This is a genomic window from Photobacterium salinisoli, assembly GCF_003614885.1.
GTDB classification, from domain to species: Bacteria; Pseudomonadota; Gammaproteobacteria; order Enterobacterales; family Vibrionaceae; genus Photobacterium; species Photobacterium salinisoli.
The window spans coordinates 1,847,663-1,874,275 of sequence record NZ_QZMS01000007.1; the positions used below are offsets into that span (position 1 = coordinate 1,847,663).

At 51.7% G+C, this 26,613-nt stretch carries 21 protein-coding genes; 7 read left to right on the plus strand and 14 right to left on the minus strand.

Going from position 1 to position 26,613, the window contains the following annotated elements:
• From secD to D6M16_RS09100, 6 genes are all read right to left on the minus strand, one after another.
• Positions 1-1,845 carry a protein translocase subunit SecD gene (gene secD, locus D6M16_RS09075; protein WP_120511504.1) on the minus strand — a complete coding sequence of 615 codons (1,845 nt, stop codon included), beginning with the start codon at positions 1,843-1,845 and terminating at the stop codon, positions 1-3.
• Positions 1,846-1,870: 25 nt separating this feature from the next.
• Entirely contained in the window at positions 1,871-2,206 is a 336-nt protein-coding gene (gene yajC / locus D6M16_RS09080; protein WP_027252969.1) for a preprotein translocase subunit YajC, read from the minus strand.
• 21 nt (positions 2,207-2,227) lie between these two features.
• A complete protein-coding gene (tgt, locus tag D6M16_RS09085; RefSeq protein WP_120511505.1) occupies positions 2,228-3,355 on the minus strand; it encodes a tRNA guanosine(34) transglycosylase Tgt in 1,128 nt (375 codons plus the stop codon).
• A gap of 201 nt (positions 3,356-3,556) precedes the next feature.
• Entirely contained in the window at positions 3,557-4,609 is a 1,053-nt protein-coding gene (gene queA / locus D6M16_RS09090) for a tRNA preQ1(34) S-adenosylmethionine ribosyltransferase-isomerase QueA (protein WP_120511506.1), read from the minus strand.
• Between the two features lie 89 nt (positions 4,610-4,698).
• Positions 4,699-5,808, minus strand: coding sequence for a S1 family serine peptidase (locus tag D6M16_RS09095; RefSeq protein WP_162940958.1), 1,110 nt, complete (start codon positions 5,806-5,808; stop codon positions 4,699-4,701).
• Between the two features lie 227 nt (positions 5,809-6,035).
• Positions 6,036-7,187 (minus strand): S1 family serine peptidase, encoded by a 1,152-nt coding sequence (locus tag D6M16_RS09100; RefSeq protein ID WP_120511508.1) that lies wholly within the window; start codon positions 7,185-7,187, stop codon positions 6,036-6,038.
• Positions 7,188-7,502: 315 nt separating this feature from the next.
• On the opposite strand from D6M16_RS09100, the gene D6M16_RS09105 reads away from it, so the two are divergent.
• The gene (locus D6M16_RS09105) at positions 7,503-8,111 is read left to right on the plus strand and encodes an acyl carrier protein phosphodiesterase (protein ID WP_120511938.1); all 609 of its coding nucleotides are present in this window, start codon (positions 7,503-7,505) and stop codon (positions 8,109-8,111) included.
• Between the two features lie 224 nt (positions 8,112-8,335).
• Here D6M16_RS09105 and aceA read toward each other — a convergent pair whose 3' ends face one another.
• The 3 genes from aceA to D6M16_RS09120 all read right to left on the minus strand — a co-directional run bounded on the left by aceA (position 8,336) and on the right by D6M16_RS09120 (position 12,936).
• A complete protein-coding gene (gene aceA, locus D6M16_RS09110) occupies positions 8,336-9,643 on the minus strand; it encodes an isocitrate lyase (RefSeq protein ID WP_027252973.1) in 1,308 nt (435 codons plus the stop codon).
• A gap of 173 nt (positions 9,644-9,816) precedes the next feature.
• The gene (gene aceB, locus D6M16_RS09115) at positions 9,817-11,418 is read right to left on the minus strand and encodes a malate synthase A (protein WP_420812230.1); all 1,602 of its coding nucleotides are present in this window, start codon (positions 11,416-11,418) and stop codon (positions 9,817-9,819) included.
• A 621-nt stretch (positions 11,419-12,039) separates the two neighbouring features.
• Positions 12,040-12,936: a hydrogen peroxide-inducible genes activator gene (locus tag D6M16_RS09120; RefSeq protein ID WP_120511510.1), complete on the minus strand. Its 897-nt coding sequence runs from the start codon at positions 12,934-12,936 to the stop codon at positions 12,040-12,042.
• Between the two features lie 130 nt (positions 12,937-13,066).
• On the opposite strand from D6M16_RS09120, the gene D6M16_RS09125 reads away from it, so the two are divergent.
• The 3 genes from D6M16_RS09125 to ppk2 all read left to right on the plus strand — a co-directional run bounded on the left by D6M16_RS09125 (position 13,067) and on the right by ppk2 (position 15,543).
• On the plus strand, positions 13,067-13,669 hold the full coding sequence (locus tag D6M16_RS09125) for a peroxiredoxin C (RefSeq protein ID WP_027252976.1): 603 nt from the start codon (positions 13,067-13,069) through the stop codon (positions 13,667-13,669).
• A 184-nt stretch (positions 13,670-13,853) separates the two neighbouring features.
• Positions 13,854-14,606 (plus strand): copper homeostasis protein CutC, encoded by a 753-nt coding sequence (locus tag D6M16_RS09130; RefSeq protein WP_120511511.1) that lies wholly within the window; start codon positions 13,854-13,856, stop codon positions 14,604-14,606.
• A 127-nt stretch (positions 14,607-14,733) separates the two neighbouring features.
• A complete protein-coding gene (gene ppk2, locus D6M16_RS09135) occupies positions 14,734-15,543 on the plus strand; it encodes a polyphosphate kinase 2 (RefSeq protein WP_120511512.1) in 810 nt (269 codons plus the stop codon).
• 37 nt (positions 15,544-15,580) lie between these two features.
• On the opposite strand, the gene phoU is transcribed toward ppk2, so the two are convergent.
• The 4 genes from phoU to D6M16_RS09155 are packed head-to-tail and all read right to left on the minus strand — an operon-like array spanning position 15,581 to position 20,987.
• Entirely contained in the window at positions 15,581-16,300 is a 720-nt protein-coding gene (gene phoU / locus D6M16_RS09140; RefSeq protein ID WP_046218882.1) for a phosphate signaling complex protein PhoU, read from the minus strand.
• A 13-nt stretch (positions 16,301-16,313) separates the two neighbouring features.
• The gene (pstB, locus tag D6M16_RS09145; RefSeq protein WP_120511513.1) at positions 16,314-17,132 is read right to left on the minus strand and encodes a phosphate ABC transporter ATP-binding protein PstB; all 819 of its coding nucleotides are present in this window, start codon (positions 17,130-17,132) and stop codon (positions 16,314-16,316) included.
• A 14-nt stretch (positions 17,133-17,146) separates the two neighbouring features.
• A complete protein-coding gene (gene pstA / locus D6M16_RS09150; RefSeq protein ID WP_120511514.1) occupies positions 17,147-18,745 on the minus strand; it encodes a phosphate ABC transporter permease PstA in 1,599 nt (532 codons plus the stop codon).
• Between the two features lie 31 nt (positions 18,746-18,776).
• The gene (locus D6M16_RS09155) at positions 18,777-20,987 is read right to left on the minus strand and encodes an ABC transporter permease subunit (RefSeq protein WP_120511515.1); all 2,211 of its coding nucleotides are present in this window, start codon (positions 20,985-20,987) and stop codon (positions 18,777-18,779) included.
• 260 nt (positions 20,988-21,247) lie between these two features.
• Between D6M16_RS09155 and D6M16_RS09160 the strand changes: the two genes are divergently transcribed.
• The 3 genes from D6M16_RS09160 to ppx all read left to right on the plus strand — a co-directional run bounded on the left by D6M16_RS09160 (position 21,248) and on the right by ppx (position 25,473).
• On the plus strand, positions 21,248-21,769 hold the full coding sequence (locus tag D6M16_RS09160) for a glycine cleavage system transcriptional repressor (RefSeq protein WP_120511516.1): 522 nt from the start codon (positions 21,248-21,250) through the stop codon (positions 21,767-21,769).
• 69 nt (positions 21,770-21,838) lie between these two features.
• Positions 21,839-23,962 carry a polyphosphate kinase 1 gene (gene ppk1, locus D6M16_RS09165; RefSeq protein ID WP_120511517.1) on the plus strand — a complete coding sequence of 708 codons (2,124 nt, stop codon included), beginning with the start codon at positions 21,839-21,841 and terminating at the stop codon, positions 23,960-23,962.
• Positions 23,959-25,473, plus strand: a complete 1,515-nt coding sequence (gene ppx, locus D6M16_RS09170) for an exopolyphosphatase (RefSeq protein ID WP_120511518.1) — start codon at positions 23,959-23,961, stop codon at positions 25,471-25,473. Before ppk1 ends, ppx begins: the two co-directional genes overlap by 4 nt.
• Positions 25,474-25,623: 150 nt before the next feature.
• Here the strand turns inward: ppx and D6M16_RS09175 are convergent, their stop codons facing one another.
• On the minus strand, positions 25,624-26,565 hold the full coding sequence (locus D6M16_RS09175) for a PstS family phosphate ABC transporter substrate-binding protein (RefSeq protein ID WP_120511940.1): 942 nt from the start codon (positions 26,563-26,565) through the stop codon (positions 25,624-25,626).
• Positions 26,566-26,613: the final 48 nt, after the last annotated feature.

The window sequence follows — 26,613 nt, forward strand, 5'->3', positions numbered from 1 at the left end:
TTAGATCGACAATTTATCGATGCGTTTACCGCCATACAGCAGGTTCACCAGCATACGGGTGCCCACAATAGCCGTAAACATAGAGGTCAGAATACCGATAGACAGCGTCACCGCGAAGCCTTTAATCGCCCCTGTACCTACCGCAAACAAAATGATAGCGGTGATCAGCGTGGTGATATTGGCATCAGCGATAGTGCTGAACGCATTGGCATAACCTTGCTGAATCGCCTGCTGCGGGCTGCGACCATCGCGCAGTTCTTCACGAATCCGCTCGAAGATCAGCACGTTGGCATCCACCGCCATACCCACCGTCAGTACGATACCGGCAATACCAGGCAGCGTCATAGTGGCGCCCGGAATCATCGACATCACACCAATGATCAATACCAGGTTCATCGTCAGTGCCAGGTTGGCAATCAGACCGAACTTGCGGTAATACAACAAAGTGAAAAGCATCACAGCGACCATGCCCCAGATACAGGCCTGGATCCCCATGTCGATGTTCTGTTGCCCCATGGAAGGACCGATAGTGCGCTCTTCTACAATCGAAATTGGCGCGATCAGTGCACCGGCACGCAACAGCAGTGCCAGATTGTGCGCTTCTGCCTGGCTATCAATACCGGTAATACGGAAATCACGACCCAGCGCAGTCTGAATCGTTGCCTGGTTAATCACTTCTTCGTGTTTTTCCAGAATCACTTTGCCCGTAGGGGAACGCTTGCCGCTGTCTTTGTATTCAATGAACAGCGTTGCCATCAGCTTACCCACGTTATTGCGGGAGAAAGCAGTCATCTTATTACCGCCTTCACTGTCCAGCTTGATGTTCACCTGCGGGCGACCATACTCGTCATTGCTGGATGTGGAATCGGTAATGTGTGAACCTTCGAGGATCACCCGCTTCTTCAGCACCACAGGATTACCGTCACGGGAGGTTTTCACCTCACTGCCCGGCGGTACACGTCCTGCAGCGGCGGCAGCCAGATCCACATTGGTGTCCACTTCACGGAATTCCAGGGTGGCGGTCGCACCCAGAATTTCTTTGGCCCGCGCCGTATCCTGTACGCCCGGCAGTTCAACAACAATACGGTTAGCGCCCTGACGCTGAACCAGTGGCTCTGCTACACCCAGTTCGTTAACCCGGTTACGCAGAATAGTGATGTTCTGAGCAACGGCATAGTTACGAATTTCCTGCATCCGCGCTTCAGTAAAACTGGCGGTGAGTGCAAAACCACTGCCTTCAACGAACAGCATGTCCGGGTGAGAAGCCGACAATGTACGTCTGGCTTCTTGTACTTGCTCATCGTTACGAAGCCGGATTTCCACACCGTTGTCTTTCACAGAAATGGCACGGTAACGGATACGGGCTTCACGCAGCTCAGTACGGAAAGTGTCTTCTTGCTGCCCCAGCAGTTTGTCCATCGCCGCATCCATATCCACTTCCATCAGGAAGTGCACACCGCCACGCAGGTCAAGGCCGAGTTTCATTGGGGTGGCGCCCAGGCTTTCCAGCCAGGCAGGAGTAGAAGGTGCCAGGTTCAAAGCAACAACATAGTTATCGCCAAGAGATTGATTCATTAAATCGCGGGCACTGATTTGTGTCTCAGTGTCTTTGAAGCGGACCAGAATAGCCCCGTTTTCGAAAGCGACAGATTTGTAGGAGAGTTTATCTTGATTAAGCTGCTCGGTAACTTTATCCAGCGTGGCCATTTCTACCGAGGCGCCACGCGCCCCGGAGATTTGGATTGCTGGATCTTCACCGAACACATTGGGAAGTGCATAGAGCAGACCGATGAGCAGTGCAAACACCACCATCAGGTTCTTCCACAAGGGATACCGGTTTAACACTGAGAAGATCCTTCAAAGCCATAAATTACAGTGATTTCATTGTGCCCTTTGGCAGAACGGCAGAAACAAAATCCTTTTTGATGGTAACTTCAGTTGTGTCGTTCAGAGCGATCACAATGTAGTCATTTTCCGCTGAGACTTTGGTGATCTTACCCACCAGGCCGCCATTGGTCAGCACTTCATCACCTTTGCCCATCGAAGACATCAGATTTTTGTGCTCTTTCACCCGCTTGGCCTGCGGACGGTAGATCATGAAGTAGAAAATTACAGCAAACAGAGCCAGCATGATAAACAGCTGCATGCCGCCACCCTGTGGAGCGCCTTCTGCTGCTGCATGTGCCTGAGAAATAAAAAGACTCATTTATTCACGTCCTCGTTATAGTTAAACGTTTTTTAATGGTGGAACTTCGCGGTCCCGGCGCGCGTAGAACTCTTCTACGAATGCGTCGAAACGATCTTCTTCAATCGCCTGACGAATGCTTTCCATCAAACGCTGATAGTAGCGTAAGTTGTGGATTGTATTAAGGCGTGCACCCAAAATTTCATTACATTTATCCAGATGGTACAGATACGCCTTCGAGTAATTGCGACAAGTGTAACAGTCACAGTGCGGATCCAGTGGACTTGTATCTGTTTTATGTTTCGCATTACGGATCTTGATCACACCGCCGGTCACAAACAGGTGGCCATTACGGGCATTACGGGTTGGCATCACACAGTCGAACATGTCGATACCGCGGCGCACACCTTCAACCAGATCTTCAGGTTTACCGACACCCATCAGGTAACGCGGCTTATCTTCCGGTAGTTGCGGACACGTATGCTCCAGCACACGGTGCATATCTTCTTTCGGTTCGCCAACAGCCAGACCGCCCACAGCGTAGCCATCAAAGCCGATCTCCGTCAGGCCTTTGACAGACACATCACGCAGATCTTCATAGACACCACCCTGGACAATGCCGAACAGCGCATTCTTGTTACCCATTTTATCGAAATGGTTACGGCTGCGTTTTGCCCAGCGCAGTGACATTTCCATCGATTTCTTGGCTTCATCATGGGTGGCCGGATAAGGCGTACATTCGTCGAAAATCATCACCACGTCTGAGCCCAGATCGTACTGAATTTCCATTGACTTCTCAGCGTCCATGAAGATCTTGTCACCGTTGACCGGGTTACGGAAATGCACCCCTTCTTCGGTAATTTTGCGGATATCACCCAGGCTGAACACCTGGAAACCGCCTGAATCGGTCAGAATAGGGCCTTGCCACTGCATGAAATCATGCAGATCGCCGTGCAGTTTCATTACTTCCTGACCCGGGCGCAGCCACAGGTGGAAAGTATTACCCAGCAGGATCTGTGCACCTGTATCTTTCACTTCTTCCGGCGTCATGCCCTTTACGGTGCCGTAAGTACCTACAGGCATGAATGCCGGCGTTTCTACCGTACCGCGTTCAAACACCAGACGGCCGCGACGTGCACGTCCCTGGGTTTTATCTAATTCAAATTTCACAAAGCCTCCAAAAGCCAGAGAAACAATCTGACGTTAAGTAAATGCAAAAGGCCCTTCGCCTGATGCACTGCAACCCCGGTCAAACAGGATCGCGAACTGTCCGGCCCAAGACCAGACAGCGATATTGAGTAAAAGTTCAGTTATTCAGGCTGCCGCACCAGTAGTTACACACCACAGCCGGACATTGCCCAGCGCAGTCAATCAGCCCTGACGACGGGTGATAAACATAGAATCCCCGTAGCTGAAGAAGCGGTAGCTTTGTTCGACAGCCTGCTGATAAGCACCCATGGTATTTTCATAGCCAGCAAATGCGCTCACCAGCATGATCAGTGTGGATTCCGGCAGGTGGAAATTGGTGATCAGCACATCCACCAGCTGGAACTCGTAACCGGGGTAAATGAAAATATCAGTATCGCCGAAGAAAGGGACCAGATCGGTGCCGTTCTTCAGGGCATCCTGAGCCGCACTTTCCAGCGAGCGGACAGAAGTGGTGCCCACGGCAATCACCCGGCCGCCACGGGCTCGGGTGGCCTGAATGGCATCAACTACCTCTTGCGGGACTTCCACGTATTCCGCGTGCATATGATGATCATGAATATTATCGACCCGGACTGGCTGGAAGGTGCCGGCACCTACGTGCAAAGTCACAAAGGCAAACTCAGCCCCTTTTGACTTGATATCCGCCAACAGTTGCTCATCAAAGTGCAGTCCGGCAGTCGGAGCAGCCACGGCGCCCGGCTTGGCATTATAAACCGTTTGATAACGCTCTTTGTCTGCTTCTTCGTCCGGACGGTCGATATAAGGCGGCAAAGGCATGTGGCCCACCTGCTCCAGAATCTCCAATACCGTCAGCGCACTGTTGAAGCGAATTTCAAACAGGGCATCATGACGGGCCACCATTTCGGCTTCAAACTCATCGTTTTCGCCTAACAAAAGCTGCGTACCCGGTTTGGGGGCTTTAGAAGCCCGAACATGAGCCAGAATACTTTTATCATCAAGCAGCCGCTCGACCAGCACTTCCAGCTTACCGCCACTGGCTTTACGGCCGAACATGCGCGCCGGGATCACCCGGGTATTGTTAAATACCAGCAGGTCACCGGGACGCACCAGATCCAACACATCTCTAAACGATTTATGGCACACATCACCGCTGTTACCGTCCAGTTGCAGCAGGCGGCTGGATGAACGCTCCGGTTGCGGATAACGTGCAATCAGTTCATCGGGAAGGTCAAAGTGAAAATCTGAAACTTGCATTTTTTAGGCCCTAACTTACAGCAGGCAGCTAGTATAGGCCGCCACACTGCAATATCAAGCCCGGAGAAATGTTATGAAATGATTTGTTCTCAGCCTTTCTTGCGCGAACGCCAGAGAACCAGAGCGACGAGTCCCAGCAGCCAAGCCAGTGAATAGCTTCCCCCGCTGTCATCGCTACCGCTGTTCTCCACGCGGAACTGTTCCAGCCCTGCATTGCTGTAATCTTTCAGAAAAGGATTCACGCTAAACACAGCTGCCGGATTGAAGCTGAAATCCCCGCCAGAGACAGCGGCTATCCAGTCAAGATAAGTAGACACCTGCGTGTAGACGCCGGGCAGATTGCCGGCACACCCTTCGCCAAAGCTCACCAGCCCCAGCAGGCGCAGGCCAAAATCCGGATCGCTGCTGGCCTGGGGATCCTGCCAGACTAGCGGACCGCCTGAGTCACCAAAACAGCTGTCCCGGGATAGGTTGGGCGACGGGGGTGATGCGCAGACAAAAATACTGTACACCCCGGGATGCACTGAGCTACCCCATAAGTTGTCACACACCCGGTCGGGTACACCGGACAATACTGTCTGTTGCAATTGTGTTGCCCCCGCGGCATCGGGATTGGGTGTCACACTCCCCCACCCCGAGATCAGCAAATTGGCTGGACGGTTGCTGTTTGCCACCCAAGTATTGGCAAATTCCGCATCCGCCCGGTTCTGGGCCGAGACAGACGCTATCTGTATCGGGATTGCGGTTTCCGGCAGATCCTGACTCAGGCGGATAATGGCGATGTCATTGTTAAAATTACTGCTGTTGTAACTGGGATGCACATTGATGGCGCTGACAGGCATGGCATTACTGTTTGTCGCGCTGAATACCGATGTAATACCGGCCCAGACTTTCAAATGCAAGGGTGTTGCAATCCGGCCACCATTCACAAGGCAGTGAGCCGCTGTCAGTATGATGCGAGGTGCAATCACCACACCACCACACAGGTAGACTTCTGTGCCGGTATCAGAAAAATCAATATTAATAAACGCCTGCCAGGGGATATCACCCGGCACAGCAGATATGCCACCAATAATTCTGGCTGTTGGCTCGTATTGCTCCGCCTGGACAGGCGGCTCATCAGTCTGTGCCTTAGCCAGCCCTGACATAAAAAGCAGGAAAGCCAGCAATAACAGGCTGTTAGTTATGGGGGCTTTCATAACTGCTACCCTCATGATTTACAGTCGCTTAAGTATAATTCTGACTGTAATTGCGCCATTGTTACTTATTGAGAATTTTGACGGATAGTTAACCACAGGGGACAAAGCAGGCAGAGTGACATCAGACTCAGGAAAGATAATCAATCAATACTGTTGATAATAAACAAAATATTTTGAGGCAGTGGTTAATGCGCCTCTCTGATAATAAGCTCGCGAGAGCCCCCCGTTCAGCTTTCCCTGCCCTGGCTTCTTCGCCACCAGAGCCCCCCCAGCAGTGCAATCATGCCTCCAAACGTCATGCTCCCTCCCGAGCGGCTCGCCATTGCACTGCTTAATGTGCTGGCGCTGCCTTGGTTGCTCTCATTTTCTGTACCTGGCGCTGCAGACAGCTTGTCGGCATTAAAGGTAAACGGGTTGAATGAAAAAACAGAGTCCGGATAAAAGTTAAATCCCTCTCCAGCTGTTGAAGCAAGCCAGTCACGATAATGGGAAACTTGGGTATATACAGCAGGGAAATCCTCTCCGCATTCGGTCCCAAAGCTGACTAACCCTATCAGCCGAAAACCCAGGTCACTATCGGCGCTGGCCTGGGGATCCTGCCACACCAAAGGCCCACCCGAATCGCCCTGACAAGTGTCACGCTTAACTGCAGGATCGGGCGACATCGCGCACACGAACATAGCACTCTGAGTCGGTTCAACCACTGAGCCCCATACCTGTTCGCAATAATCATCCGGCACACCCGCAAGCAACACATGCTGTAACTGACGGGATACCGTCGCCCCGGCCTCGGTGGAGGTGAGCCCCCACCCGGACACCAGCAAATTCTGACCGCGTTGGCCGTCGGGCACAAAGGTATTGTCAAATATCACATCGGCCTGCTGCTGTTCACTCACACTCGCCAGCCGGATGGGCTGAGCACCGGCAGCCGTCTCCTTGCCAAGGCGCAGCAAAGCAATATCGTTAATAAAAGTCTCTTCATTAAAATCCGGATGAACATTCACCGCTGTCACCGGCAGGGCATTGAAAGTAGTCGCAGAGTCTGTCGAGGTGATCCCCGCCCAGACAAATACCTCACCAGGCTGCGCTGTGACTGAGCCTTTGGTAAGGCAATGTGCGGCTGTCAGTACGGTATGCTTATCTATGACGACGCCACCGCACTGAAAAATATCCTGGCCGTCGTTGCCAACGTCAATATAAATCAGTGCCTGCCACGGAATGTTGTTCTGGTATGCCGGGCTGCCGCCTATGATTCGGGCAACAGGTTCAGTACGGGCTGGTTCTGTGGCTGGCAACCCTTGCTGTTCGGCCAAAACAACGCCTGAGGTTAACGACAAGGCCAGTACAGTGGCTGACGGTATAGCAGACAAGACGTTCATAACACTTCATCACTCCCTGAACAAAACATTGCAGCAAAAGGGTTAATCCGCTCTCCTGACCCTGTTTATGTGACTACGATAAAGCGACCAGACCGCGGGCTTTAGATAAGGATAGTGACGTTTTTTCGCAATAAAGCCCGCAACACTCCAAAGTGATGCCAAAAGTTATACCAATGACTCAAAATGACAGCATCACTGTGTTTCACTCTACACTGTATCTGATACTGCACGCTATCCCTGCGCTGGAGCCTGGCATTTCTGCTACAGTATCAGCCTCGCTCTTACCTAATGGCAACAGATGCTGAATTCTATACTATGAACTTTCTGGCACATCTTCATCTGGCCGATCATTGCCAGAGTCACCTGGCAGGGAACTTACTGGCCGATTTTGTTCGCGGTGATCCCTACCGCTATTATTCCGCGGATGTAGCAGCAGGTATCAAGCTTCACCGTTTTGTCGATAGCTATATCGACAGCCAGCCAGAAGTACGGGCCTGGCGCCGGGCTTTCCCGCCGCACATCCGTCGGGTAAGCGGCATTGCGCTGGATATGATCTGGGATCATTATCTCGCCCGCCACTGGCAGCGATACCATGACCTGCCTTTACCCGTCTTTGTTAAGCAGGCACGTAAAGAAGTTGAAGGCTTTAACGGTAATGAACCGGAACATTACCGGCAAATGACACAACGTATGTGGCAGCAAGAGTGGCTGATTGAGTATCAGCAAGTGGCCAGTATTCATCAGGCATTAGAACGAATGGCGATTCGCCGCCCGAAATTGAGTTCACTGGCAGCATGTCCGCCTTTTCTGGCCGGGCATTATCTGGAGTTGGAGCACAGCTTTTATATTCTGTACCCAAGGCTGATGGAAGCATCTCAAGCGTTCTGGCTGGAGCACAAAGAGATATTGTTACGGTCGGAGTAAGCAAGACAAAGGGAAGTAAACAATACCGATTAGCAACCCCGGAAAAGAAAAAGGGGAGCCAGAGGCTCCCAAGGCGATAACAATTCGTTAAGTTAAAGCGTTATCAGACTATGGCTTGACGTGAACAAGCCGGTATCAGCCGATAACGTTAATCGCAATCCCCTCTCGGGTAACAGCTGCGAAACGGTCTTACTAGGATAGATAGCTTATTGCCGGTCAATTCATCAGAATTGATCTTCTTCAGTGGAACCTGTCAGCGCAGTCACAGAAGAGTTTCCGCCCTGAATCACGTTGGTCATCTTATCGAAGTAGCCAGTTCCCACTTCCTGCTGGTGAGCAACAAAGGTATAACCCTTCTCTGCCGCCGCAAACTCTGGGCGCTGTACTTTCTCAACATAGTGACGCATACCTTCACCCTGCGCATAAGCGTGGGCCAGCTCGAACATGTTAAACCACATGTTATGAATACCGGCCAGTGTGATGAACTGGTACTTATAGCCCATATCAGACAGCTCTTGCTGGAACTTGGCAATCGTCTCGGCATCCAGGTTCTTCTCCCAGTTGAAAGAAGGAGAACAGTTATACGCCAGCAGCTGATCCGGGTATTTAGCATGGATAGCTTCAGCAAACTTACGCGCTTCTTCCAGACAAGGGGTTGCTGTTTCACACCAGATCAGGTCTGCATACGGGGCATAAGCCAGACCACGGGCGATAGCCTGATCAATACCTGCACGAACGCGGTAGAAACCTTCCTGCGTACGCTCACCGGTAATGAAATCGGCATCGTACGGGTCGCAGTCGGAGGTCAGCAGATCGGCAGCATTCGCATCAGTACGGGCAATCACCAGCGTTGTTGTGCCTGCAACGTCAGCCGCCAGACGGGCAGCAATCAGTTTTTGAACTGCTTCCTGGGTCGGTACCAGTACTTTACCGCCCATGTGGCCGCATTTTTTCACCGAAGCCAACTGATCTTCAAAGTGCACGCCTGCGGCTCCTGCATCAATCATGCTGCGCATCAGTTCGTAAGCATTCAGTACACCACCAAAGCCGGCTTCTGCATCAGCAACGATAGGCAGGAAGTAATCAATGCCGCCTTCTTCCGGGCTTTTGCCGTTTGCCCACTGAATCTGATCAGCGCGGCGGAAAGAGTTGTTAATACGTTTTACAACCGCTGGCACTGAATCGACCGGATACAGGGACTGGTCAGGGTACATAGATGATGCCGTGTTGTTATCAGCGGCCACCTGCCAGCCAGAGAGGTAGATAGCCTCAATCCCTGCTTTCGCCTGCTGAACGGCCTGGCCGCCAGTCAACGCGCCAAGGCAGTTCACATAGCCTTTCTTGGCAGAGCCGTTCACTAAATCCCACAACTTATCAGCACCGCGCTGAGCCAGTGTGTTCGCCGGTACGACCGAACCACGCAGATTAACCACCTCTTCCGCAGTATAAGTACGCTTAACATGTTTCCAACGTGGGTTCTCCGCCCAATCCTTTTCAATGGCTTCGATCTGTTGCTGGCGAGTCAGTGTCATAATAAATCCCTCGTATTATGTGACGATATTTCGCAAAATCAGGACGTTCTGCGCTTCAGTTGTACTCAGTTTTCTTGGGCTTCCCCTGCCCGGGCTAAGCCGGGCAGTGTTTGTTGCACTATGTGCTTATTGTTGTGTGTTGCCGTTCCGGTTTGAATGCTTGTGCTTCACCGTTATTCCAGGTATTCGTAGCCGGGCAGTGTCAGGAAGGTGACCAGCTCATCACTGGTGGTCAGGCGCGCCATCATGGCAGCCGCTTCCCGGAATTGTCCTTGGCTGAAACGCTCAGCGCCTACTTCCTGCTCCAGGACTTGCATTTCTTCGTCCAGCAGTTGTTCAAACAAAGCTTTGGTGACGACCTGGCCGTTGCTCAGCGTTTTGCCGTGCTTGATCCATTGCCAGATGGAAGCACGCGAGATTTCAGCGGTGGCAGCGTCTTCCATCATGCCGTAAATCGGCACACATCCGTTGCCTGAGATCCAGGCTTCGATGTACTGCACAGCAACGCGGATGTTATGCCGCATGCCATCATCTGTCCGTTCGCCGTCGCAGGGTGCCAGCAGTTCGGCCGCTGTGATCGGTGCATCAGTGTCACGCGTCACATCCAGCTGATTTGAGCGTGCGCCCAGACACTTATCAAAGACTTCGCGGGCGGTATCGGCCAGCCCCGGGTGGGCTACCCAGGTGCCGTCATGACCATTATTGGCTTCCAACGCTTTGTCTGTCTGGATCTTGTCCAGAACCCAGGCATTACGCTCTGCCTCTTTAGAAGGAATAAAGGCAGCCATGCCTCCCATCGCAAACGCGCCGCGACGGTGACAGGTTCTCACCAGCAAACGTGAGTAAGCGTTGAGGAAAGGTTTTTCCATGGTAACCACCTGACGATCCGGCAAGATACGATCCGGGTGGTTACGCAGTGTCTTGATATAGCTGAAAATGTAATCCCAGCGGCCACAGTTCAGGCCCACAATGTGCTCTTTCAGGCTGAACAGAATTTCATTCATTTCAAATACCGCCGGCAGCGTTTCAATCAGCACAGTGGCTTTGATTGTTCCGCGAGGCAGTCCTGCTTCATCCTCGGCAAAGCTGAACACATCGCTCCACCAGGCCGCTTCCTGATAAGCCTGCAGTTTAGGGACATAGAAGTACGGCCCGCTGCCGTTTTTCAGCAATTGCTTATGGTTGTGGAAGAAATACAGGCCAAAGTCCAGCAGCGCGCCCGGAATCGGCTGACCGTTCCAGAAGAGGTGTTTTTCCGGCAGATGCAAACCACGGACACGACAGATCAATACCGCCGGATCCTCTTTTAATTCATACACTTTTCCTGTGTCAGGATGGGTGTAAGAAATAGTGCGGTTCACCGCATCACGAAGGTTGCGCTGGCCGTCAATCACTGCACTCCATGCAGGAGCAAAGGAGTCCTCGAAATCCGCCATGAATACTTTTACATTCGCATTCAGCGCATTAATCACCATTTTGCGATCAACGGGACCTGTGATTTCTACACGGCGATCCTGCAAATCGGATGGAATGTTCTGGATAGTCCAGTCACCTTCACGGATATCTCGGGTGTCTGGCAGGAAGTCAGGTAACTGCCCGGCATCAATAGACTGCTGACGAACTTCACGTGCTGCCAGCAGTTCCGGCACACGGGAAGCAAACCGACTGACCAGTTTCTCAACAAAAGCCATTGCGTCATCACTCAGGATGTCTCGCTGTGATTCTGAAAGCGGTGCAGCCAACGTCAGCTGACCAAACTGGTGATGATTTTCCATACCCATTTATGACTCCCCTTTTACCCAAATCAGCCAAGTGTAACTAAATCACTACTTAAACAATGCATCGACTGATTTCCATCATAGACCACTTTCGGCCTCAACATGGCTATTACGTTGCCTTAACAAATCAGAAAAGGCAAACCCACCCCAAAATCAACAGGATCACAAAAACAAAACAAAACATTTAAAATCATAATCTTGCAGAAAATAGAGCTATTACTCAAAACACTAAATTAAAACACTTTAAGGCGATATATTCGGTTTTTAACTTCCAGTCTATTTCCTGGCTAAAAGTGTAAAGTATTACGTAATTAAATTACCGATTAACACTAAATTAACAATTAAAAATATACCGTTTTAAACAAGCAATAATGGCGGAATGGGCTGTAACGCACTCAATCTACATACATTTATAGACAAGATTTGGCAGAGTCATACATTGGAGGAATAATTTTGCGTGCATGGCGGGGAATTGTTTTACAGGACGAAACAGAAAAAACCTACAAAATGAAGTACTTGGCAAAAAGCCCAAACAGAACAAAGTATCAAACAAATCATAACTCAGCAGAATATTTCACCAAAAAATAAAAACATGTCTGCTGAGCGTCCTGAATGTCGTTAAAGCAGCTCTGTGACTATCTCTGCCAGGCATTGAAAAGTGGGTATACGGCTTGACGTCGGTCGCCAGACCAGGCCGATTTCCCGATAAGCGGCCTGCCCTGGCGGATCTAAGATCACTAAATCCGGGCTATCGACCAAACCATGCTTGATCGCCATATGCGGAATAAAGGTGGAGCCAAGGCCATTCGATACCATCTGAACCAGGGTATGTAAGCTGGTCGCCGCAAACGAGTTGATCTTTTCTTTGCTGGTCAGCTGGCACGCCGACACCGCATGGCCGGTGAGGCAATGTTCTTTCTCCAGCAGAAAGACAGATTCATCCGGTAAATCGGCATAGCGCAGCGGAACGTTCACTTTCGAGGCCTGATTTTTACTGATCACCATCTTGAAGGGGTCGCGCCCCACTATCTGGCTGTGCATACCACTGATTTCAACCGGGAGTGCCAGTATCAGCACATCCATGTCGCCATTGCGTAACGCGCTCAGCAGATTGTCCGTTGTATCTTCACGCAGTAAGAGGTGGAGCTGCGGATGCCTGCGATTCACCGCCTGCACTAAATCGCCCAGCAAGAAAGGGGCGATGGTCGGAATACACCCCAGCCTGACCTGACCGGCCATCTGATCCTCGCCGCTTTTCGACAGCTCCATCATATCCTGCGTTCTTGCCAGCAGTTCACGGCTGCGTACCACGACTTCTTCACCTGTAGTGGTAAAGACCAGGGCTTTGTTATCCCGTTCAATCAGCTGGCAGCCAACCAGATCCTCAAGATTCTGAATTCCTGAGCTTAATGTGGACTGGCTGACGAAACACTGTTTGGCCGCTTCACCAAAATGGCGGGTTTCATAAAGTGTCACCAGATAATGGAGTTGTTTCAGAGAAGGAAATTTGCTCATCGTATTTTTCGATTGTAATAATCTATTTATTCCACTTTTTTCAATGTAGCACTTTCGCTATAGTGTGTCCTGATTTATGAAGGAACTGCCCTTACGGGGTGGTACACATTCCAATATTAGGAGCACCAATATGGTACTAGTAGGTCGTCAAGCACCTGATTTCACAGCTGCTGCAGTTCTGGGTAACGGTGAAATCGTTGATAACTTCAACTTCAAGCAATTCACTGAAGGCAAAAAAGCGGTTGTTTTCTTCTACCCTCTGGACTTCACTTTTGTTTGCCCATCTGAGCTGATCGCTTTCGACAAGCGTTTTGCTGATTTCCAAGCGAAAGGCGTTGAAGTTATCGGTGTATCGATCGATTCTCAGTTCTCTCACAACGCATGGCGTAACACTGCTGTTGAGAACGGCGGTATCGGCCAGGTTAAATACCCTCTGATTGCTGACGTTAAGCACGAAATCTGTAAAGCATACGACGTTGAGCACCCAGAAGCTGGCGTTGCTTTCCGTGGTTCTTTCCTGATCGACGAAGAAGGTGTTGTTCGTCACCAGGTTGTTAACGACCTGCCTCTGGGCCGTAACATCGACGAGATGCTGCGTATGGTTGACGCGCTGAACTTCCACCAGAAAAACGGTGAAGTTTGCCCGGCACAGTGGGAAGAAGGCAAAGCAGGCATGACTGGTTCTCCAGAAGGTGTTGCTGCTTACCTGTCTGAGCACACTGCTGACCTGTAATACAGCCTTGCGCTGAATTGCACAGCCCTGAGCTGAAGTACACAGCCCTGAGCTGAATGCATAGCCCGGCCACAGTGCCGGGCTTATTTTTATCCCAATTTCTTCACTGAGATTGCTCTGACACTTCGACAGCTTTCCTCTCTGCGTTTACACTCTGCCAAGGTTTACTGAACAAGGCACCCACATGTCCGCATTTCCCCTGACTCATCTTGAAGTCTGTATAGACAGCATTGAATCACTGCACAACGCTCAACAGGGCGGTGCTACCCGTATAGAGCTTTGCTCATCGCTGGCCCTGGGTGGCCTGACTCCCAGTGTCGGTTTAATGCATCAGGCTGCACGTATCGCTAAGGTGCCCGTGTATGCCATGATTCGCCCCCGTCAGGGTGACTTTCTATTCTCCAGCGAAGATATGGAAGTCATGCTGGCAGATATCCATGCAGCCAAGCAAATAGGCCTTCAGGGCGTCGTGTTGGGGGTGCTGACGGCGCAGGGCAAAGTGGACGCTGCACAACTGAGCGATCTGATGAAAGCGGCCCAAGGGCTGGGCGTGACTTTCCACCGGGCGATTGATCAATGCGACAATTACACAGAAGCACTTGATGCCATTATGAGTGCAGGCTGCGAGCGTGTTCTGTCTTCCGGGCTGCAATCCACCGCGCTGGAAGGGGCGGAGACACTGGCGGACATGGTTCGCTATTGCGGTGATCGCCTGAGCATTATGGCCGGTGCAGGGATTACCGCCAGCAACGCCGCGAAAATTGTCGCGCAGACCGGCGTGAAGGAGTTGCACCTGTCGGGCAAAACGACCAGGCCAAGTCTGATGGAACATATCGCCTCGGGCGCTCACATGGGCAGTCAAGAGATCAATGACTACGCGATTCCTGTTACCAGCAGCGATAAAATCGCCGCGGTCATCACAGCACTTAAACACTGAGCACAAACTCGCTCCTGCTCGGGAGCGGGTCCTCAAACTCTCCTCTATAGTCAACCGATCACATAATACTTAACTCAAACAGGCTATTATTATCGCAGAACCCAATAAATAGGAATGTGATTTATTTATGTCTGACAAACAGTTACAGAGCAAACTCAAAAAGAAAGACTATGAAAAAGAGCTCGAACGTCTGCAAATCGAATTAGTCAAATGCCAGGAATGGGTCAAACAGGAAGGCCTGAAAGTACTGGCTATTTTTGAAGGCAGGGATGCGGCAGGCAAAGGCGGTACCATTAAGCGGATCACCGAAAAGCTCAACCCCCGTGTCTGCCGGGTAGTTGCCTTGCCCAAACCGACAGAGAAAGAAAGATCCCAGTGGTATTTCCAGCGTTATGTGGAACAACTTCCCTCTGCCGGTGAAATCGTATTGTTTGACAGAAGCTGGTACAACCGTGCCGGGGTCGAGAAGGTGATGGGCTTTTGCAGTGAGGAAGAATACGATGAGTTTCTGCTGGCCTGCCCGGAATTTGAGCGCATGCTGCAACGATCCGGCATCATACTGATCAAATACTGGTTCTCGGTCTCAGACGAAGAGCAGGAGAAGCGCTTTCTGGAGCGCATCAATACCCCGATCAAGCGATGGAAATTCAGTCCGATGGATCTGGAATCTCGCTCGCGCTGGGCGGAATATTCGGCGGCAAAAGACAAGATGTTTGCCCACACAGACACAAAACAGAGCCCGTGGTGGGTGGTTGAGAGTGACGACAAGAAACAAGCCAGAATCAACTGCATTTCGCATTTTTTGAGCCAGATCCCCTACCAGGAGATCGACTACCCGGAAGTGATACTGCCCGAGATCAACAAGAGTGGCTACACTCGACCGCCCATGGACGAGCAAACTTTTGTGCCGGATCGCTTTGATAAAAGCGACGATTAAGAGCAAACCGGGGAGCCGTTCGACTCCCCGTATTCATTCAGCGGTTATTATCCATGAAAATTTCCATTTCCTGCGGGCTGGTATGGCGAATGTCTTTGCCCTTGACGAAATAGATGATGTACTCGCAGATATTCTGGCAGCGATCCCCCACCCGCTCAATGGAACGCGCCGACCACATCACTTGCAGCACATTAGGGATAGATCGCGGATCTTCCATCATGTAAGTCATCAACTGCCGGATGATCGCCTCGTATTCTCTGTCAATTCTGTCATCTTCCTGGTACACGCGAATCGCCGCTTTCACATCCATTCTGGCAAAGGCGTCCAGCACTTCATGCAACATACGGGCAGCATGCTGCCCCAGGGCTTCCAGCGACACCAGCAGGTTATATTGCTTATTGGTGAAGTTTTCCAGCGCCACTTTGGCGATACTCTCAGCCACATCGCCAATGCGTTCCAGATCGGTAATCGTCTTGATGATTGCAATCACCAGACGCAAGTCGCTGGCGGTCGGCTGGCGTTTGGCAATAATTCGGGTACAGGCTTCATCAATCGCCACCTCCATCGCATTGACTTTATGATCATCTTTAATGACCCTGCGAGCCAGATCGACATCTTGCTTGTGCATCGCCTTGAGCGCATCTGTTAGCTGTTGCTCAACCAGTCCGCCCATAGCCAGGACATGGGTGCGGATACTTTCCAGTTCGGCATTGAACTGGCCGGAGATATGACGACTAAGGCTCATATTGTCTAACATTATCTTCTATTCCTTATCCGTATCTGCCGGTGATGTAATCTTCAGTACGTTTTTCTTTGGGGGTGGTGAAAATATCATTGGTCGAAGCGTACTCCACCAGCTCGCCCATGTGCATAAAGGCCGTGTTATCTGACACCCGGGCGGCCTGCTGCATATTATGGGTGACGATAATCACCGTATATTTTTTCTTCAGATCGTTGATCAGCTCTTCAATGGTCAGGGTCGAGATCGGATCCAGCGCAGACGTCGGTTCATCCAGCAAAATCACCTCAGGCTCAATGGCAATGGCGCGGGCAATCACCAAACGCTGCTGCTGGCCGCCGGATAAGCCAAACGCATTCTCGTGCAAACGATCTTTTACTTCATCCCACAGCGCCGCGCCGCGCAGTGAATTTTCTACCGCATCATCCAGCACCCGGGTATTTTTCACCCCTTGCAGACGTAACCCGTAAACCACGTTTTCATAAATCGATTTAGGAAACGGATTAGGGCGCTGAAAAACCATGCCGACGCGGCGACGCAGGGCCGCCACATCCACATTCTGATCATAGATGTTTCTGCCATGTAGCATGATCTGCCCTTCAACCCGACAGCCTTCCACCAGCTCGTTCATCCGGTTAATACAGCGCAGCAGGGTGGATTTCCCGCAACCGGACGGGCCGATAAAGGCCGTGACCTGGCCTTTGGCTATCTTCATTTTGATGTTAAACAGCGCCTGCTTCTGACCGTAAAACAGATCCAGCCCGTCTATCGTCAGGGCGGTTTTTTCTTCTGGCAGTGCGGTCAGATCGACTGGCTTTAGCCAGTCCATACTGGCGTTGAATGAAAACATCTACATCCTTCTCGTTATTGTTCCAGATCGCGGAATTTCTCCCGCAAATGATTACGAATGCCAATGGCGGTCAGGTTCAGGCCAATAATGACAGTGACCAGCAGCAAAGAGGTCGCATAGACCAAGGGCCGCGCCGCTTCTACATTCGGGCTCTGAAAACCGACATCATAAATATGGTAGCCAAGATGCATGAACTTTCGGTCTAAATGCAAATACGGAAACTGTGCATCTATCGGCAGGGATGGCGCCATTTTCACCACACCGACTAGCATCAGTGGTGCCACTTCCCCCGCCGCTCTGGCGACCGCAAGGATTAATCCTGTCATGATAGCCGGACTGGCCATGGGGATCACAATCCGCCATAAGGTTTCTGCTTGTGTGGCGCCCAGTGCCAGCGAGCCGTGACGAATAGAGGGCGGTATTCGGGCCAGGCCCTCTTCGGTTGACACTATCACCACAGGCAACGTCAGGATAGCCAGTGTCAGCGCAGACCAGAGAATGCCGGGAGTGCCAAAGGTCGGTGCCGGCAACTGATCCGAAAAAAACAGCTCGTCGATAGTGCCGCCAACCATGTACACAAAAAAGCCCAGGCCAAAAACCCCATACACGATGGACGGCACCCCTGCCAGATTGATCACCGCCACACGAATCAAACGGGTGAGCCGATTCTGCTGCGCATACTCATGGAGATAAATGGCGGCCAGCACCCCCAGGGGAGTTACGATCACGCTCATCAGCAGCACCATGAGCACAGTACCGAAAATAGCCGGAAACACGCCCCCTTCGGTGTTCGCTTCACGCGGTGCATCGGTGACAAAGTGCCCGACCTGACGTCCCCAGTGTGCCACTTTTTGCGAAAATGACATATCGTTGGGATACCAGACATCCAGGATATCCGCCAACGGTATGTGCACCTCTCGCCCTTCAGCATCCTTCATCAGCAGCGACTGACCATCCAGTACCTGACGGATTTGCCTGAGCTCATGCTCAACCTCACGCAGGCGAGCCCGCAATTCCCCCCGCGTCGATTCAGGCGTTTTATCACTGCTAGCTGCCAGCGACGCCAGTTGACGGTTCAGTGGAATATACTGATTTTGCTGTAATTCAAGTATCGCGCCTTTGGCGGCTTCAGCCTTGCCCAGCCAGTCTGGTAATAAAGCGGCACTGTGGCTGATGCCGTTAACTATCACCGCCTGCGGATAACCGTAAAACTTGCCGTTGCGAAGCCTGTCTATCACCGCCACCCCATGCGCCACTTCCTTTGACCGGATTTGTGTCTCAAGCAGGGTCACAAAGTCTAAATCGGCTAATTCACGGTTACCTGTTTTGATCAGATAACGGGCAATGGTCGGATTGTCATTGTCCGCCAGCACATGCCCGGCTTCCAGTAACTGCTGACGGGGAATCTGTCTGGTTTCATAAATTTCACCCACGATCACCTGCTGATGATCAGTCAGACTGACGTCAAACCGATACACCTGTGCCGGCCAGAAGTAACTCAACCCCTTCCAGCCTATCATGAGTAACAAGCCCAGTACCGCCAGCAGGCTCAGGCTGACAGTGCCAGCCGTCAGCCAGATCCAGGGGGAGCCGGAACGCATCCATTTCAACATCTAATCAGTCACACAGCCTCTGCCCCGGTGATCATAGCGACTTGTATTTTTCACGCAGTCGCTGACGAACAATTTCAGCCAGGGTATTAAAGAAAAAAGTAAAAACAAACAGAACAAATGCCGCCAGAAACAGGACACGATAATGTGCACTGCCGACTTCTGATTCCGGCATTTCAATGGCAATGGTTGCCGACAGCGTACGCAGACCTTCCAGTATGTTCCAGTCCATAATGGGCGTGTTGCCGGTGGCCATCAGCACTATCATGGTTTCTCCCACCGCCCGTCCCAGCCCCATCATTACCGCGGAGAAAATCCCCGGGCTGGCGGTGAGCAGAACTACGCGGGTCAGGGTCTGCCAGGGCGTCGCACCCAGTGCCAGCGAGCCGCTGCTCAGATGGGCCGGTACCGAATAAATGGCATCTTCGGCAATGGTAAAAATGGTCGGGATCACCGCAAAAGCCATGGCAATCCCCACAACCAGTGCATTTCTCTGATCATAACCAATCCCCCAGGTATTGGTCAGATAACTGCGGATATCCCCGCCAAAGTAAGCCTGTTCGATCATCGGGCTCAGCGAGAAACAGAGATATCCGGCCAGCACCAGCGTTGGCATCAGCAACAAAATATGCAGCCCGGTTGGCATTTTCCGCTGCCAGCCGCCAGGCAGCATCGCCCAGCCCAAGCCAACAGCCACCATCACCAGGGGCAGCACCAGCACGCTGAGCACTATGCCTATCAAATGATTTTCAACGATCGGCGCCAGCCAGATGCCGGCCAGAAAGCCCAGAATGACAGTCGGCAGAGCTTCCATGATCTCTATCGTCGGTTTCACCACTTTACGCATCGAAGAAGACATAAAATAGGCGGTATAAATCGCGCCAGCCAGTGCCAGAGGAATCGCAAAACACAAGGCGTAAATGGCCGCCTTCAGGGTACCGAAAACAATTGGGACCAGGCTCAGTTTAGGCTCATTTTCATCCGTACCCGAGGTGGACTGCCAGACATAATCCGGTTCCGGATACCCTTCGTACCAGACTTTCTGCCACAGGCTGCTGAAACTCACTTCCGGGTAAGGGTTGGACACCTTAAATAACTGCCACTGCTCCCCCGAGATCGCCAGTAACCTGTCGGCACGGGGTGAGACAGCCAGCAGATCGGGCATTTGACTGAACAGGCGCGATTCCAGCACAGGTGCCGATGAATCGGCCATGTAATATCCCGTCAGCCTGCCGCCATCCTGAACAGCGAGGAAGCCTTTGCGGTAATATTCAGGCACCACCAGATGCAGGGCACCTGTCTCGGCTGAAAATGTGCGGGCAGATATCAGCTGGCGTTGCCCCGCATTCACCACTTCAAACCATTGCATGACCTTGCCGTCGCTGCCGGTAATTAACAGCGAGTTGGCACCGGAAAGTGCCGTCATGGCGACCGGAGCACCCGCTTCCTGACTGACATCGGTTTGCTGACGAATCCGCCCTTCAGTGTGCTGCAAATCAATCACAGTCACTTGCCGGCCATTGAGCACATACACTGTGCGGCCATCCGGCGTCACCACCATATCCGTTACCGGATGCCCGATAGCAGGCATAGCAAGTTGGGTTTCCTGCCACGCCTGTTCACCGGTATCGAGACCGCTGCCACGATGGAAAGCCTTGGCCACAAGCCGCTGGTCCTGTGTTACGCCAACCAGAACGGCCACCTGACGACGCACTGAAACTGCCAGCTTAACCAGGGACTTACCCTGACTATCAAGCTCAATATAAGGGGCAGACAGGGGGTAGCTCATCACCAGTTGTCCCTGCCGGATCAGCGGCTTCACCACAGTGACACCACCAGACTGGTCACCATAGGCAAACACATGCTCGTTAGGCAAAGTGGCGGCGAAGCTGGTCGGGTTAGCCATCACAGCCTGCTGTTGCGTAACCGGCGGTTGTCCCTCACTGGCATTGAGTGCGACCAGGCTGATCTGCCCCTCAGAAGAGAAGTGAAATGCATGGGTATTCTGTTCGTTGAAACGCACTTCTGTTGTGTCGGTCAGCGGAATGGAAAACGACTGAACCGGCGTGATGCGGGCCGGTGCAAACACAGGCACTATCACAAAGAGCAAATAGAAAAAGATCAGAACAAGCGTCAGAAGGACAGATATTCCACCGGCAATCACTCCATAACGCGCAAACCTGTCTTTTCGTTGACGGTTACGGTTACGGTTATTGTCAGTCAAAAATGCACCGGCATCTGCCATTCTCACCCCATGAAAGTTACAAACTGACAAAGTATATGTCTGTTAGATGACAGTAATATTACAGCGACTTGCAGTTTATTGCTGGCCTTTTTATTGTGAGATACCGAGGGAATAGCTGACATCAATCTGCAACAAAATTACCGTATTCTTAATGATTTATGACGGTAGCCGAATTCCGATGACTCAGTAAGTCTCCTGTCTGGACATAATCTGATCGTGGTCAGATAATGAATTTAACCGCTACCAGAAGGAGACGCGACATGAAACACCTTGTCATTACAGTCATTGGTCAGGATCGCCCGGGTTTAGTGGGGGCATTATCAGATACCGTTTATCAGCACAAAGGCAACTGGCTGGGCAGCAGTATGAGCAAATTGGCAGGTCAGTTTGCCGGTATTCTTCAGGTCGACATCCCGGAAGAGTTCGTCAAGCCCTTACGCCAAGCCATGTCCAAGCTCGATGGCCTGAACATTCATATTGCCGAGGATACCAAGCTCACGGCGCCTTCCGCTCTCCTGCAGCTGCTCACAGTCACAGGTAACGACCGCTCGGGCATCGTTAAAGAAGTCACCACTCGTCTTGGTGAGCTGGGTATCAATATTCACAAACTCAAAACCGACACCCACAGCGCACCCAACTGGGGCTACCCCATCTTCACTGCCTGGTTTGAACTTGAAATCCCGACAGAGCTGGCCGTCTCGACCGTACAGCAGCAGCTGGAAAGTCTGGCCGATGATCTGACAATAGATTTTGAAGAACCTGAAAATACTGAAGCGCACTAAAGGGCTGTTGTCCTTTCAACACCGAAAGACAGGCCGCTCTCTGCTGTTGATTCTGATGCTAGGAAAACCATGAGTACTGAACCGCTGTATATTGACAAAGAACTAAGCTGGCTGTCTTTTAATGAACGAGTCCTCCAGGAAGCGGCAGACAAATCAGTGCCGCTGATTGAACGTGTCCGTTTCCTGGGTATTTTTTCCAGCAACACCGATGAGTTTTATAAAGTCCGTTTTGCCGATGTCAAACGACGCATTCTGATCACCCAGGAGCAGAGCGGCGACACCAATGCCAAGCACCTGCTGAGCAAGATCCAAAGCCGGGTTCTCAAAATGAACCAGGACTTCGATACCCTGTATAACGAAATCCTGCTCGAAATGGCCCGCCGCCATATTTTCCTCATCAACGAACAGCAGGTCGATGATACCCAGGTCGAGTGGCTGAAACGGTATTTCCGCCACACCATACTGCCTCACGTGACACCGATTCTACTGACTGAAGATATCGATCTGCTGCAGTTTCTCAAGGATGAATATACCTATCTGGCAATCGACATGAAGCAGGGGGACAGCAGCCAGTATGCCTTGCTGGAAATTCCGACCGACCAGCTGCCTCGCTTCATTAAAGTGCCTGAGTCTAAAGGTAAAAACAGAAAAACACTGATTCTGTTAGATAATATTATCCGGCTGTGTCTGGATGATATTTTCAAGGCTTTTTTCGATTATGACAGTCTGGCGGCCTATTCGATGAAAATGACCCGGGATGCCGAATACGATCTCAGCCAAGAGGTTGACCACGGTATCTTAGAGCTGATGTCGGAAGGCCTGAATCAGCGCCTGACGGCTATGCCGGTACGTTTTGTCTACCAGCGCGATATGCCGGGGGAGCTGATCGAAAAATTGTGCGGCTTGCTGAAAGTATCCAGCTACGACAGCATTATTCCCGGTGGCCGCTATCACAACTTTAAAGATTTCATCAGTTTTCCGAATATTGGCCGAAGCTATCTGGAAAACAAACCTTTGCCGCCACTGGACAGCTACCACTTTGTCAGCGCCAGAAATGCATTCGAGGCCATCAAGGCGCAAGATATCCTGCTGTACTACCCGTACCACACATTCAACCACATGACGGAATTTGTCCGTCAGGCCGCGTTCGATCCTAAAGTCCGCAGTATCCACATCAATATTTACCGGGTCGCCAAGAACTCGCGCATTATTGATTCTATGATAGATGCCGCCAATAACGGCAAACAGGTCACTGTGGTGGTTGAATTGCAAGCGCGTTTTGACGAAGAGGCCAATATCGAATGGGCCAGACGCCTGACCGAATCCGGTGTGCGTGTCGTGTTCAGCGTTCCCGGACTGAAAATTCACTCTAAACTGTGCCTGATCACACGCCAGGAAGACGAGGCTATCGTCCGCTACGCGCACATAGGCACAGGCAATTTCCACGAGAAAACCGCCCGGATATACACCGATTTCTCGCTGTTCACCGCCGATCCTGAACTGACCAATGAAGTGCGTCAGGTGTTTAGCTTTATTCAGAACCCCTACCGGCCGGTAAAATTCAATCAGTTGATTGTCTCACCGCGAAACTCGCGCAGCCGTTTGTATGAACTGATCGACAGAGAAATTGCCAACGCCAAGCAAAAACTGCCGGCAGCCATTACACTCAAGGTAAACAATCTGGTGGATAAGGGACTGATTAACCGTCTCTACCAGGCCAGCAGCGCCGGTGTTCGCATAGATATGATCATCCGTGGCATGTGTTCTCTGGTGCCGGGTATTACAGGTATCAGTGACAACATACGGGTCATCAGTATCGTTGACAGATTCCTTGAGCATCCCAGAGTCATGGTGTTTGAGAATAATGGCGAGCCTGATGTGTTCATCTCATCCGCCGACTGGATGACACGTAATATCGACAACCGTATTGAAGTCGGCTGCCCGATAAGGCAACCTGAACTGAAGCAGAAAATCATCGACATACTGAACATTCAGTTTTCAGATACAGTCAAAGCGAGAATTCTGGATAAGTCGATGAGCAACAATTATGTGCCACGCGGAAACAAGCGAAAAATCAGATCGCAAATTGCCATCTACGACTATCTGAAGCAGTCTGAAAAAAAGATGCAAAAACAAGCCAGCCAGAAGGCTGAAGCAATGGCCTCCGAAGAGAATAATGAAAACGCAGCATGATAGAAATTGAGCGTCCCCGCGAAATAGCAGCAATAGATATTGGCTCAAACAGCTTCCATATGGTCGTTGCCCGGGTCGTGGGCCATAGCCTGCAGATTGTCAGCCGGCATAAGCAGCGCGTTCATCTGGCTGAAGGACTCAACGACAATATGGATCTGGATCAGGCCGCCATTCAGCGCGGCCTGAGTTGTCTGGCCATGTTTGCCGAACGCTTGCAGGGCTTTGCGCCGGAAAACGTCCGTATCGCAGCGACCTACACCCTCAGACAGGCAAGGAATGCCCATGTTTTCCTCAAACGGGCTGAACGTGTACTTCCCTATCCCATTGAAATCATTCCCGGTACAGAGGAAGCACGTCTGATTTATCTGGGGGTTGCCCATACACAGCACGAGCCGGGCCGCAAACTGGTGGTCGATATTGGCGGCGGCAGTACCGAACTGATCATCGGCGAAGGCTTTGATCCCAAGCTTCAGTACAGTAAGCACATGGGCTGCGTAAGTTACAACCAGCACTTCTTTCCCAACGGCAAAATTTCCGCCAAAGCCATCAACAAAGCCCAGATGGCGGCGCTGCAGAAGCTGGAAAGCATTGCCAGCAAGTATCGCAAAGCGGGCTGGGACACGGCCATAGGCTCCTCGGGTACTATCAAAGCTATCCGGGAAGTGATCATCGCCCAGGGCCATGCCGACGGTGTGATCACCCAAGAGCGGCTGGATGAAGTGGTCAAACAGGTTTCCGCCTGCAAACAGAGCGCTGAGCTCAACCTGCCAGGACTGAGCGAGGATCGCAAACCGGTTTTTGCGGCAGGGGTGGCCATCTTAAGTGCGGTATTCAGCGCACTGAAAATCGACACTATGATCTTCTCGGATGGTGCGCTGCGTGAAGGACTGCTGTATGAAATGGAAGACAGATTCCGTCACAGTGATATCAGAAGCCGGACCGCGACTGCGATGGCACAGCAGTACAACGTGGATATCGATCAGGCTACCCGGGTAAGAAGCACGGCAGAGCATTTGTACGGACAGATTGCCGACCCATCCGCCAGCCACACGCCTGAACTGGCGTCCTTACTCAGCTGGGGAGCTTTGTTGCATGAAGTCGGACTGAGTATCAGCTATCCCGGCTTTCACCGACACTCCGCTTATCTGTTGCGCCACAGCACAATGCCGGGGTTCAATCTTGAACAGCAGACAGTGCTGGCCACCTTAGTGCGCTACCAGCGCAAGTCGCTCAAGCTCGATGAAATGCCAGAGCTGACCATTTATAACCGTAAACACATCTATCCGATGATCCGCGCCCTGCGCCTGGCCGTCGCCCTGCATGGACAGCGCTCAGATGAGCCGTTGCCAGCACTTAGCCTGAGTGCCGATAAAGAAAAATGGCAGCTCACCCTGCCTGATGGCTGGCAGGGTAACAACCGATTACTGGCGGCCGATCTGGCCAAAGAGCGGGATTACTGGCAGAAAACCGGCTGGGAGCTGTCGATCTCACCGGATGAAGAAAGCGAATAGCAAGGCCAAGCGAAAACCATAGCAAACAGTGCCACAAACAGCTCAACCCGTTTTTTCGGTGATTGAGCTGTTGTCTTTTATTCCAACCCCTGGCTTTTGTTGCCACGCAATCAGTAACCCCGCAGCCTTACTGCCCGCAGATACAGCGTTTTACTTTGCATCCGCCAGCCCCAGCGCCGCCAGCTCTCTGGCGATCACCGCCGCGGGTAAAGGCACGTAACCGTCCTTATCCACCATTTGCTGACCGTCACTGGATAAAATGAAGCGCAGGAATTCCGCATCCAGTTTAGGTAAGGGTTTGCCGGGCGCTTTATTCACGTAAATCAGCAAATAGCGCGCCAACGGGTAGCTGCCGTTGGCAGCATTGGCTTTGGTGGCCGCAATGAAAGGGCCATCCCCCTGAGCGATAGGCAATGCCCGGATCCCTGAGGTCCGGTAACCGATACCCGAATAACCTATGGCATTGAGCGAGGTCGATACCGACTGCACCACTGACGCCGAACCGGGCTGCTCGTTGACATCATTGCGGAAATCACCATTGCACAAGGCTTTCTGTTTGAAATAACCATAAGTGCCAGAGACTGAGTTACGGCCAAAACGCTGAATATCACGCTGCGCCCAGCGACCGGTTAATCCCAGTTGCCCCCAGTGAGTGATTGGCGAATTGGCACCGCAACGCAGAGTGCGGGAGAAAATCGCATCCAGTTCCCGATAACGCAGCCCCTGCAAGGGATTATCTTCATGGACAAAAACGGCAAGCGCATCAATCGCCACCCTGACCGCCGTGGGCTTGTAGCCGTAATTCTGTTCAAAAGCGGTCATTTCCCGGCTCTTCATCGGGCGGCTCATCGGGCCAAGCTGGGCTGTGGCTTCAATAAGAGCCGTCGGTGCTGTGGATGAGCCCGCTGCCTGCACCTGAATATTCACATTGGGATAGCGTTGCATAAACGCTTCAGACCAGTAAGTCATCAGGTTGGCAAAAGTGTCAGATCCGACAGAGTTCAGCACGCCGGCTACACCTTCAACGTTCTGATACGGTGCAGGAGCCGGTGCATCCTGCGCCAGCGCATGACCGCCACTCAGCATGCTCATCGCCCCAAGCCACCCCCACTTCAATGTTGCCACCCAGCCTTTGTGTTT